This window comes from uncultured Chitinophaga sp., from assembly GCF_937898475.1.
Taxonomy (GTDB): domain Bacteria; phylum Bacteroidota; class Bacteroidia; order Chitinophagales; family Chitinophagaceae; genus Chitinophaga.
The window spans coordinates 1-12,189 of the sequence record NZ_CALEJS010000002.1 but is presented as its reverse complement, the minus strand read 5'-3'; the positions used below and the strand labels follow the sequence as shown (position 1 = coordinate 12,189).

Sequence of the window (12,189 nt, the reverse complement as noted above, 5' to 3'; positions counted from 1 at the left end):
AATAATCATTAATCCGGTTGGGAGTAATGATACTCAAATTCATCCCGCGAATACTCATACGACACCGGACCACCTTCAGGGCCTCCATGTTTGACGGTAGTTTCAATCTTTGTAGGCAGCCAGCCCAGGGCAGGAGGTTGAGGAGATTCGGGTTTGGGATCTTTTACACAAGCACTTACTGATAAAAGTAATACCGCTGCCAGGCAGCCGGTTAGGTTAACAATGTTTTTCATAAAGACGGGTTTTATGGGTTATTCGAACATAACAATTGTCATACTTTCAGAAAGTATGGTACAGTACAATTGACATAAATTTAAGCACTTTTTTTTGTGAAAGGCATCATAACAGGCGCTGGTATTGGTGAGCGCTCAATTGTTACAAATAAAAAAGCAGGTAACTGAAGAGAAACCTGCGAAGGAGTTTTCAAACAAAATCTAAACCTATTATGGATTGGTTGGCAATAAATCAACGGAAATGAAGCACCCCATCTTTGAAGTAATAATCAAGATCAGTTGCGTTTTTGAAGAGCTCCAATTGTTTCTCCAGTGATTTGTTTCTGTCCAGCTCACCGGAGAAGCGCTTACCGGCCGTTTGCCGGCTATCCATTACCACGGCTATACCAAACCACCTGGGAAGTACGCGGCAGATCTCATCCAGGGAAATATCCTGGAATTTGAAGATGCCTTTTCTCCAGGAGAGCAGATAATCTTCATCAAAGGGATGTGTTTTTATAGTAGCACCATCAGTATAAACGGCTTCGTAACCAGGCTTTATCACGCGAGATTGTTCGGCAGCCTGCAGCTTAACGGAGCCTGCTACGAGGGCGATCTTTACAAGGCCTGAATCGTAGGTATTTACATTAAATTCTGTACCCAGCACCTGTATGCTGGTATTACCCAGATGCACCAGGAAAGGTTTATCTGCATTGGCTGCGACTTTAACATACGCCTCTCCGTTAATAGTGATCTCCCTGCTATCGCCAAAGGCAAAAGGGAATTGAACAGAGGTAGCTGAGTTAAGCCATATTTCAGAACCATCGGCCAATTGCAGTTTATAATCTTTGCCGATGGGCACTGTAAGCGTGGCAAAGGCGCCCGCATTTTTGCCTTCATCGGGCGTATAGCGCAATACCTTATTATTATGCTGCAGTGTGGCGCCTGCAACGGCCACTTGTCCCTGTTCTGTAGAGAGGTCTATTGTGCTCCCTCCGGGCAGGGTAAGCCGGATACCGTTTGCGGCCGTACTCACGGCTGCGGTTTCAGGTTTCGTTCTGGCGGAAGGAACCAATATATAAGTGAGTGTACTGACCGCCAGGAGGCCGATGGCAGCAATACTTAGTATCCTGCGAATGTTGTGGGAACGCCGCGACTTTTCAATGCGATCCCAGGTGTTCATCAATGCTACATGTTCATCAAATGCCTGCTGAACATCGGGTGCATTCATGGATTCGTAGTACAGCCGCATCGATTTCCAGTACTCCAAAGCTTCACTGTCCCGGGAAAGGAGTTCATTCAGATAGTCCTCATCTTCCCGGGAAATAATGCCAGCAACCTGCTGACTTGTTAATTGGTCAATTATAACTGGATTAAACTTCATTGAACACGACTATGATATTATACGGGCGAGAAATTAAAACATACTGCCGTTAATATTGATTTTTTACATTTTTTCTCAAAATGGCGAGACCTTCGCTAACATAGTTACGGACGGTCTGGAGCTTCATGCCGGTAATGTGGATGATCTCTTTATAGCTGAGGCCGTCCATGTAGTACATCTTAATTACCTGGCGTGTTTTGGGGGCAGTGATCTGATCGATGGCTTTGTGGACTTTTTCGGCGAGTTCATTGTTTCCGTTGCTGTCTGCTGGTAAGGACGTTTGTTCTTCCTTTTCCAGGTACTTTATATTGAGTTTGAGAGAGGTTTGTCTTTTTTCATTGCGGTCTTTACAGGTGTTGCTCATCATGGTAAAGAGCAGGGATTTAACGGAAAGCTCCGGCTTGAGGGTTTCCCGTATTTTCCACAGTTTGAAGAACACTTCCTGCACAACGTCTTTCGCCTCGGGGACGTTGCCGTTGCAGCGGGATATAGCTGCGAGGAATATCCAGCGGCTGTATTTATGAAACAGCTCATTAAAGGCGGATTCATCACCTTTCACGAGTGCTTTAACCAGCAATATGTCATCACTTACATGCTGCATGTGACTGTAGGTCTACCTGTAAAATCTTGCAGAGGGAAAAGAAACCGGTTGGTGGTTGGTGTTATGGTGTGTAGTGGTAATAATTTCTTGATATTACCGATGCAAAACACGCAATAATTTGTTATATTCTTTTTGCATTCTAAATATAATACATTTAGATGGGAAATCAAAAAATTAGATAGGCTCAATAGCTGCACAGCAGGCCATCTCAGCCAAATTATAGTTAATCCGTTGTTAACCGGAAAGTATCCCTTGTTCGTGCTATTTCCTGTGCACAAAAAATTTAAAAAAAACTTCATTTAGGTAGTATGGATCGAAAAAGCTATCCGTATATATATAAACTATGGGCTTTAGGTATTTTACCGTAAGCCGGGTTAAAAATAGTCATGTGATTTTAAAAAACATAGCAAGACGTACTCTTTTGTTATCAGAATGTTCGATTAATCAACCAACATAAGATCATTGTATGAGTTTGCCTGAGATCTAAACGGGTTTTTCTGCCCGTATGATCAGAAACGACCATGCACAAACGAAATCTATACGCATACATTAAAAATTAGCATCGCTATGGGACAATCATGGACCTACAAGGTGCGCAGAATGGGGATTCTGTGTGCCGTCAATTTATCCTTATATCTGAATTGTTTTGCGGGTGTTGATCAGGGAGAGAAGAAAGTTACATTGAATGTAGTGGAAGAGAGTTGTGTGAAAGTTTTCAAACAGATTGAGAAGCAAACGAAGATGAGTTTTTTTTACTCGACAAGTGACATCAGGTTGCCGGTGAAGGTGAGCATTAAAGTGGTGGATGCGGCGCTGGATGAGGTGATGGGGAGGATATTGGAGGGAACGGGACTAGAGTGGATATATACGGATAATGTGATAACGATTAGAAAAAAAAAGGGATTGTCAGGAGGAGGAAATGGTATGGGTACAGCAGTGGATTCGAATATCAATATGATAACGGTGACGGGAAAGGTGGTGCAGGCGGATGGGTCGCCAATACCGGGGGCGACGGTGAGGGTGAAGAGGACGGGTGATGGGGTGACGACGGATGGGGAGGGGGAATTCACATTGGCTAAAACAAAAAAAAATGATTTACTAATTATTAGTTCAATCGGGTATGAAACTCGTGAAATACCGACAAGTGGGAATAGCGTCCTCATAAAGCTAAATCTTGCCATTAACAATTTGGATGAAACGGTTGTTATTGCTTATGGTACAACTACTCAACGATATAACACTGGCAATATAAGTTCTATAAAGGCTCAAGATATAGAGAAGCAGCCTGTCAGCAACCCTCTTTTGGCATTACAGGGAAGAGTTCCAGGCTTATATATAACCCAAGCTAATGGACTGCCCGGAGGTGGAGTAACAGTTCGTATACAAGGTCAAAACAGTATTGGTCGAGGGAATGACCCCCTTTATGTCATTGACGGAGTGCCATACACTTCTCAACTATTGCCAAGTTTAGGAGCTATACTAGGTAGATCAGGAAACACATTTGGAAGCGAAAATGGAAATCCATTAAGCTACATTAATCCAGCTGACATTGAAAGTATTGAGGTGCTAAAAGATGCAGACGCCACCGCTATATATGGTTCAAGAGCGGCAAACGGAGCAATTCTAATTACAACTAAGAAAGGAAAGCCAGGAGAAATGAAAGCAACCATTAGTGCACAAACAGGTTGGGGATTCATTACAAGAAAATTAAAACTTCTAGATACTAAACAATATCTAGAGATGCGTCAGGAGGCCTTTAAAAACGATGGATTAACACCGGGAGAATTTGACTTTGACATTAATGGCACCTGGGACACCACCCGATATACAGACTGGCAAAAAACACTTATAGGAAACAACGCAAAGTATAATGACATTCAAACTAACATTTTAGGAGGAAACACTCTCACGCAATATCTACTTGGAATCGGATACCATAGAGAAACCACAGTTTTTCCAGGAGAAAATTTCGATCAAAAATGGTCATTGCACTTTAACGTAAATAGTACTTCCAGTAATCAAAGGTTTAAAGCACAATTGTCCGGCAACTACATTAACGACGACAGTAGACTACCAAATAACGACCTCACATCAGCTGCGATAACCACCCCTCCAAATGCACCCGAGCTGTACCATGAAGATGGCAGTTTGAACTGGGCACGCGATTCCGCCGGAAACTATACATGGATAAATCCTGTTTCTTACTTAAATAACAGGTATAAAAGAGTGACAAATAATCTAGTTGGCAATGCCATATTAAGTTTTCAGCTATTTCAGTCCCTGGAGATCAGGAGCAGCTTCGGATTCACAAACCAACAATTTAGAGAAACAGTTACAGTACCGCTCTCATCAACTAGGCCAGACTACAGGCCATCAACTCTTAGAGTTGGCAACTACGGAACTAGCTCATCCACATCATGGATAATCGAACCACAAGCTATTTTTCATAAAGCAATTGGAAAGTCGGATTTGCAGCTTCTTATTGGGACAACCATACAAAAAAATATTAACGATGGTCAATCTGTAGTTGGTGTAGGCTACAACAGTGATCTAGTACTAGAAGACATAAGATCTGCGAGCAATATATATCCAATATCAACCCTTGCAAGCACCTATAAATATCGAGCGATGTTTGGCCGGATTAATTATAAATTATCCGATAAATACATACTAAACATCTCCACTCGTAGGGATGGAAGCAGCAGGTTCGGATCAGAAAATCTATACCACAGCTTTGCATCCGTCGGAACCGGTTGGATATTTTCAAATGAAACCTTCTTCGAAAAAAAAGTACCTTTTGTATCCTTTGGTAAACTTAGAATTAGCTATGGTACGACAGGGAGCGACCAAATCGGTGACTATCAACACTTGGATTTGTACTTTCCACCACCTGGCGTCGGAATCGCTTATCAAGGAGCTACTGGGCTGTTACCTGACAAACTAACCAATCCTTATTTGCAGTGGGAAGAAACCAAAAAATTACAGTTTGGTTTAGATTTAGGATTTTTAAAAGATCACATTCTCTTTACAGCGAACTTTATACGTAATATATCATCAAACCAACTACTTCCCTATACGCTTCCAATACAATCCGGTTTCTCATCTATACTGGCAAATTTTCCCGCTAAAGTTCATAATACAAGCATTGAATTATCCATAACTAGTTATAACTTAAAACAAAGTTCGTTCTCATGGACAACCAATTTCAATCTAACTCTTCCCAAAAATAAACTAGCGTCCTTTCCAAATCTAGAGAATTCTAGCTACGCCGACCTGTTAACAATAGGTCAACCAATAACAATTAACAAGACATTTAGATTTGCCGGTGTAAACGACTCCACTGGGATTTATCAATTCACGGATAACAAAGGCACCTCGACATCTAATCCAGATTTTCAAAATGATCGAGTATCTTTGGTAAATACACTGCCGAAATTCTATGGTGGCCTCCAGAACATCATTTCATTCAAGCGAATACAATTTGATTTCCTATTTCAATTCGTAAAGCAAATAGGAAAAAACTATATGTTCGGAAATGTACCAGGATCAAGAAACTACAATCAGCCTACCTGGGTACTTAGCAGATGGAAAAAGGTCGGTGATAATACTGAAATCCAAAAATTCAATCAGGATTTCAGCACAATATCACAGTATTTCTTTGCCGATATAAGTGATGCTGGCTATACAGATGCTTCCTACATCAGATTGAAGAACATATCACTTTCCTATTCTCTACCCTCCAACATTGAAAAAAAACTACATCTTCAAAATTGCCGAATGTTTCTACTTGCTCAAAATTTACTAACCTTTACCAAGTATAAGGGGCTAGATCCAGAATCACAAAGCATCAGTTCTATACCACCATTAAAAACAATTACGGTTGGTTTGCAAATAACCCTGTGATCTGGAAATATATAAATGAATGACAAAAAAATAACGACTATGTTATACCAAAGCTCTAAATGCCGTTATTATTCGATCTTTTTAGCAGTTCTTTTCACAACATCTTGCACGAAACAGTTAGAAGTACCGCCGCCAAAAACCGGTATTTCAGGCGAAAATGTATTCACGTCAGATGAAACTGCAGCAGCCACTTTGACTGGAATTTATGGTAAAATGAGTGCTAACTACTTCCCGGACGGCGGAATAACTAGTGTCCCATTACTTACAGGTTTGTCTTCTGACGAATTCGGGCTATTTACTGGCACAAGTAACACAACATACATCCAATATTATAAAAACTCACTCTCAAGTAATACTATACCTTACACCGCTGATTTCTGGAGCAGCTTCTATCCTTACATATATTTCGCCAATTCAGCTATAGAGAGGCTAAATAAATCAACATACTTAACCCCCGCAGTGAAGGCTCAACTACTTGGAGAGGCAAAGTTCTTTAGGGCGTTCTGCTACTTCTATCTGCTGAATCTGTACGGAGATGTACCGCTTGTAACAATTACAGACTATAAACAAACGTCCGTCATTGGACGGACTTCCGTAGCAGATGTATACAAATTCATGATATCAGAACTGAAAGATGCACAATCTCTATTATCCGAAGACTACGTTGATGCAAGTGCGACTAATCTAACAAATGAAAGGACAAGACCCAACAAATGGTCTGCAACTGCTCTGTTAGCTAGAATGTACCTATTCACCGGAAAGTGGAATGAGGCCATTTCAGAATGCAATAGTATAATTGATAACAAAAGATTATTTGAATTACTTTCAGATGTCAATAGTGTTTTCCATGCAAATAGCAGAGAAGCTATATGGCAATTACAACCAGTCCTTGCAGGATACAACACACAAGAAGCCCGGATATATATAATTCCACCAACCGGCCCAAGCGACCTAAATCCAATAGTTATAAGTAGGTCTTTACTTAAAAGCTTTGAATCGGGCGATCTACGAAGAATAAACTGGATTGATAGCATTAAGATTAATTCCACAACATACCATTACTTATATAAATATAAAGTAAATACACCAGGATCGCCCGTTTCCGAATACTCAACCATCCTAAGGTTATCAGAAGTATACTTAATCAGAGCTGAGGCAAAAGCACAAATTGGGGATCTTACAGGATCTTCGGTTGATCTAAATACTATCAGAAACAGATCTGGTCTGCAAAATACGACAATAACAACCAAATCAGGATTACTAACGGCCATCTTCAATGAACGGAGAGTTGAACTATTTGGCGAATGGGGCCATCGGTGGTTTGATTTAAAAAGATCTGGCGAAATAGACCAAGCAATGGATTTCGCGGCAGAAGAAAAAGGTAGTAAATGGGTATCCACACAACAACTATATCCAATTACATCAAAAGAATTACTCAATAATTCAAAACTAGTCCAAAATCCCGGATACTAAAATCTTTAACTGAAAATAACAATGAACAAATTTCTCCTTTTGGGAATACTCATCCCATTTACGCTCATCGCACAACAAAAAGAAGGTATAAAGTTCAGCCAGGAAACCAGCTGGGATTTGGTGGTAAATAAAGCAAGAAAAGAAAACAAATACATATTTGTTGACCTTTTCGCAACTTGGTGTGGACCATGTAAGTGGATGGATAAAGAAGTATTTTCCAAAGAAAATGTAGGTAACCTGATAAATACAAATTTTGTATCAATAAAACTACAGTGTGACACAACCAAGAACGATAATGACTTCATTAAAAACTGGCATAATGACGTTAAGTCTATATGTTTGAAGTATAATATTAATACCTTTCCAACGTATTTGTTCTTCTCTCCCAATGGTGAACCAGTTCACAGACAAAATGGCGCTATGACCGACTCACTTTTCATAGAAGTTGTAAACTCAGCTTTAAACCCTCAAACACAATACTATACTCTTCTTAATAAATATAAAAAGGGAGACCATACTAAAAAAACAATTATGCACTTAGCAAGAAATGCAAGATTATTAGGTGATATTCTGTTAGCCAATTCCATCTCAAGGAAATTCATTCAAATTATGGATAGCTGTAACAATAAAATACTACTAAAAAAAGATAACCTACAGTTTCTTTATGAGTTTTCAGGACAACTAAATTCCAAAGACAACTATTTCAAATTGTGTTATAACGAATCAAAAATAATTGATAGCATACTCGGAAGGAGAGAAATATCAATTTCGATCCTAGACAATGTCATTACCAAAGAAGAAATTTCTAAATACTTAGCTAAAGAAAACCGATCATCTGAACCCGATTGGAACAAAATAAAAATGAACATTTCAAAGAAATATAATGACAAATTTGCGGAAAGAAATGTTCTTAATGCACAATTAAAATGGTACACAGATAACCAAATGTGGGAGAAGGTGATTAAGTATTATATTATTAAGGCGGAGCGCTATGGACTTGACACAGCCGGACTCGGGAAAACGTTCCTTAATAATTTTGTATTTGAGATAATATTCATGCACAGCAACGATACCTATCAAATCAACAAAGGTATTCAATGGATGGAGATGTTGCTAAAGGAACAGCCAAATGACCCGGCAGGACTAGACACGTATGCGAACCTACTATATAAAACCGGAAGAGTTACTGCCGCGATCGCCCTCGAAGAAAAGGCAGAAAAGATAGAAATTGAGAGTGCCAAAACTCAACGTAGAGATCCGGATCCAATATACTCAGAAACGATATCAAAAATGAAAAAAGGTGAGCCAACATGGGCAAAAAACAATGATTAAAGTCGGCTCCTTGCTATTATGTTAGGTAAGTGATGAACTGAATATTATATGGATTGAAATATATTACGCCGTCATTTAAGCCACACAAACAACAAATAATAACACTATTCACTGCAATGTGATTGCATCGCTTATTCGTACATTATAAAAACGAAATCATATTTAATGAAATTACCTATTATCTGTTACATCATATTGCTACAAACCCAAATTGTGCTGGGGCAGAATAATCATGCTTTCAAAGATAAACCAACCATTGATACGGGCACATTTTTTAACTGGCCGTTCGTTAATGGACCGGCGATTAGTAATAATGGGAAGTTCGCATATTACTCGATTATCAACCAGCCTACTGGCAGTACTACGCTCTGTCTGCGTGGCCTAGACAACAATCTGAGTATCGACTTTCCATTCACTCAATCAAACTGTAAATTCACAAGCGACAGCAAATATTTTTTATTTATCAAAAACGATACACTATACATACTAAATACATTATCCTCTAAAATTTTGAAATTCCCTAATACACTCTCGTATGATTTACCAGCAGAATTCGATAACGGTTGGATAGCATATCTCCAAAATCCCAAAGAGAAGAGACTTGTGCTTTATAATCTCATATCGGGAACCACCCAATATTTCTCGGGTGTAGAGAAATACATATTTAGTAAACATGGTATCGCTTTATTAATACTATGTAAAGAAAATAAGACAATTAAAGATGAAGTTGTTTTGAAGATTGTCAGACTCAATAAAAACACAACATCAACAGTATGGAATGGCATTGATGCTGACCATCTTACCTTTGATACAAAAGAAGAACAGGTATGCTTTACTGGCTCTAACAACGAGTCAAACAAAATTTATGGTTTATGGCATTATAGCTTGACGACAGAAAAAGTCACTCGATTATTCAGTGATAGCACAGCATTAAAATACGGTGAGTTTAAGATTGACAAAAGTAGTAACATCTCCTTTAGTGTTGATGGAAGTAAAATATTCTTTAACGTTACAAAAAAGCTTGATAAAAACCCAGCGAACACAAGCGTAAATGTTAACATATGGAGCTATACAGACAAAACACTACAATCAGAACAGATTAAATCTACAAATAACCAAACATTTAGATCAACAATACATATTAGAGATAAAACTTTCATACAACTTGAACATAAGTTTGAAAGAATAAGACCTTCTTTCTTTCGACAGCATAACGAAACATATAATGATGACAATCTCATTGTTATACAGAGAGAAGGCGCATTACATGAATGGAACTGGAATAAGTCGTCCCTTGCTAACATATACGTCGTTTCGACGAACACCGGAGAGAGGCGATTATTAAAAGAAGGTGTCCCTTCGGTGAGTGAAATGACATTTATTATGTCTCCTTCAGGAAAATACATCATATATTTTAACCTTGATGACAACAACTACTACTGCTACGACACCAAAAATGGTGTAACGAAAAATATTACAGAAACAATTACAACAGATTGGGCGGAATATGATTACAGGGACAGTCCAGTTAAAAGATATTATAGCACCAGCGGCGTGGTTGGCTGGCTTAAAAATGACGTGGGTGTATTAATATATGATCAACATGACATTTGGCTACTAGATCCCACAGCAGCTAGACCGCCCCTGAATATCACTAATGGATATGGCCGTCGTCATAACATAGAATTTCGTTTAGCTTTTGAAGCACATTCCAAGTGGATAGACAAATCCGAAGAGATTCTGTTAAACGCGTTTAATAGAAAAAACAAGGATAATGGATACTTCATTGCAAATTTTTCAGGAAGTAAAGACCCAAAAATGTTATATATGGGTCCGTATACTTTTAATGGCGCTTATAGGACTGAAGTTTCACAGTTTACTCCCACTAAAGCCACTTATGCCCGGAAATATATTGTCCGTAGAATGAGCTCTACCGAATCCGCAAACTACTTTTCCACCAAGGACTTTAAAACTTTCCATCAATTGAGTTTTGTAAATCCTGAACGCAATTATAACTGGCTTACTACCGAATTGGTATCATGGCAAACTTTCGATGGCAAAACAAGTGATGGAATTCTATTTAAGCCTGAAAACTTCGACTCGACAAAGAAATATCCTCTAATATTACACTATTATGAAAGGTTTTCAGAAACGTTGCATAGCTTTATAAAACCAGGACCTAGCGAAGGACCAATGAACATTCCTTACTATGTAAGCGATGGCTACCTTGTTTTTGTTCCGGACATTCACTATACCGTAGGAAAACCAGGAGAAAGTGCGTTCAATTCCGTTGTGTCAGTTGCAAAACTACTCTCCCAAAGACAATATGTTGACAAAAATAAAATAGGTATTCAAGGTCATAGTTTTGGAGGTTTTCAAACAAATTATATAATCACAAAAACAAATATGTTTGCTGCTGCTATGTCATCTGCCGGAATGTCCGATTTCATAAGTTGTTATGGAAGTATCGTTGGGGACGGAAGCAGTCGGCAACGCCAATATGAATTATATAGAGATCGAATCGGAGTTTCTTTGTGGGAGGGAACGAATTTATACATTGAGAATTCGCCTGTTCTATATGCAAATCGAGTTACCACCCCACTTTTAATGATGAACAACATTGATGATGGAGATGTTCCCTTTGGACAAGGGATTGAACTTTTCACTTCTCTACGACGATTGGGAAAAAAGGCCTGGATGTTACAATATGATGGACAAGATCATTTGGTCTTTGGAATTGCCAGTATTGACTACACTATTCGCATGAAGCAATTTTTTGACCACTTCTTAAAAAATGCGCCTCCACCGCTGTGGATGACAAAAGGAATACCGGCAATGGAAAAGGGAATATCAAATGGATTTGATTTAGATCTGAGGGTAAAAGCACTTAGCCCGGGATTACTTTACAAGAAATCAACAACCCTAAATTCCGACAATATGACTTCTATTCACTAAATAAAGCTTCCATATAATTAACAACTTTACAAACTGCTTAGAAGTGTACATGATTAATAATTCAATAGAGTAAACAAATTTCTGTCTAAAACGGAGGCCATTGGGCCATCGATTTCGGTGATGTTGGGCCACACATTTCAGGAATTAATGGGCCAAACTTAGCGCCGGCGTTTCGGAGGTCATTGGGCCAAATAAAGGAGCTGTAAAACGGAGGTCATTGTGCCACTGTCCATGATTTATAAATAGCCTTGTATCTGAATTCAACAACAGATACATGTAAGCTAACGACGAAGTACATCTTTTAGCGGTACAGTGGTTCTTCTAACTTT

General features: G+C 38.9%; 7 protein-coding genes. 4 read left to right on the top strand and 3 right to left on the bottom strand.

All coding sequences use genetic code 11. From position 1 onward, the window contains the following. Positions 1–8: 8 nt before the first annotated feature. The 3 genes from Q0577_RS00040 to Q0577_RS00030 all read right to left on the bottom strand — a co-directional run bounded on the left by Q0577_RS00040 (position 9) and on the right by Q0577_RS00030 (position 2,197). Entirely contained in the window at positions 9–233 is a 225-nt protein-coding gene (locus tag Q0577_RS00040) for a hypothetical protein (RefSeq protein WP_298731564.1), read from the bottom strand. Between the two features lie 232 nt (positions 234–465). Then, complete coding sequence (locus Q0577_RS00035; protein ID WP_298731562.1) at positions 466–1,596, bottom strand: FecR domain-containing protein; 1,131 nt, start codon at positions 1,594–1,596, stop codon at positions 466–468. Between the two features lie 49 nt (positions 1,597–1,645). After that, complete coding sequence (locus tag Q0577_RS00030; RefSeq protein ID WP_298731561.1) at positions 1,646–2,197, bottom strand: RNA polymerase sigma factor; 552 nt, start codon at positions 2,195–2,197, stop codon at positions 1,646–1,648. Positions 2,198–2,764: 567 nt separating this feature from the next. Here Q0577_RS00030 and Q0577_RS00025 point away from each other — a divergent pair. The 4 genes from Q0577_RS00025 (at position 2,765) to Q0577_RS00010 (ending at position 11,860) form a co-directional block, all read left to right on the top strand. Next, positions 2,765–6,100, top strand: coding sequence for a SusC/RagA family TonB-linked outer membrane protein (locus Q0577_RS00025; protein WP_298731559.1), 3,336 nt, complete (start codon positions 2,765–2,767; stop codon positions 6,098–6,100). A 39-nt stretch (positions 6,101–6,139) separates the two neighbouring features. Beyond that, positions 6,140–7,573, top strand: coding sequence for a RagB/SusD family nutrient uptake outer membrane protein (locus Q0577_RS00020; RefSeq protein WP_298731557.1), 1,434 nt, complete (start codon positions 6,140–6,142; stop codon positions 7,571–7,573). 21 nt (positions 7,574–7,594) lie between these two features. Next, entirely contained in the window at positions 7,595–8,905 is a 1,311-nt protein-coding gene (locus Q0577_RS00015; RefSeq protein WP_298731555.1) for a thioredoxin fold domain-containing protein, read from the top strand. A gap of 165 nt (positions 8,906–9,070) precedes the next feature. After that, positions 9,071–11,860 (top strand): prolyl oligopeptidase family serine peptidase, encoded by a 2,790-nt coding sequence (locus tag Q0577_RS00010; RefSeq protein WP_298731553.1) that lies wholly within the window; start codon positions 9,071–9,073, stop codon positions 11,858–11,860. Positions 11,861–12,189 lie beyond the last annotated feature (329 nt).

Bases quoted from the DNA above. Each gene is read 5' to 3' on its own strand.
- Q0577_RS00015 (WP_298731555.1), top strand. From the start codon at position 7,595: ATGAACAAATTTCTCCTTTTGGGAATACTCATCCCATTTACGCTCATC.
- Q0577_RS00010 (WP_298731553.1), top strand. From the start codon at position 9,071: ATGAAATTACCTATTATCTGTTACATCATATTGCTACAAACCCAAATT.
- Q0577_RS00040 (WP_298731564.1), bottom strand. From the start codon at position 233: ATGAAAAACATTGTTAACCTAACCGGCTGCCTGGCAGCGGTATTACTT.
- Q0577_RS00025 (WP_298731559.1), top strand. From the start codon at position 2,765: ATGGGACAATCATGGACCTACAAGGTGCGCAGAATGGGGATTCTGTGT.
- Q0577_RS00035 (WP_298731562.1), bottom strand. From the start codon at position 1,596: ATGAAGTTTAATCCAGTTATAATTGACCAATTAACAAGTCAGCAGGTT.
- Q0577_RS00030 (WP_298731561.1), bottom strand. From the start codon at position 2,197: ATGCAGCATGTAAGTGATGACATATTGCTGGTTAAAGCACTCGTGAAA.
- Q0577_RS00020 (WP_298731557.1), top strand. From the start codon at position 6,140: ATGTTATACCAAAGCTCTAAATGCCGTTATTATTCGATCTTTTTAGCA.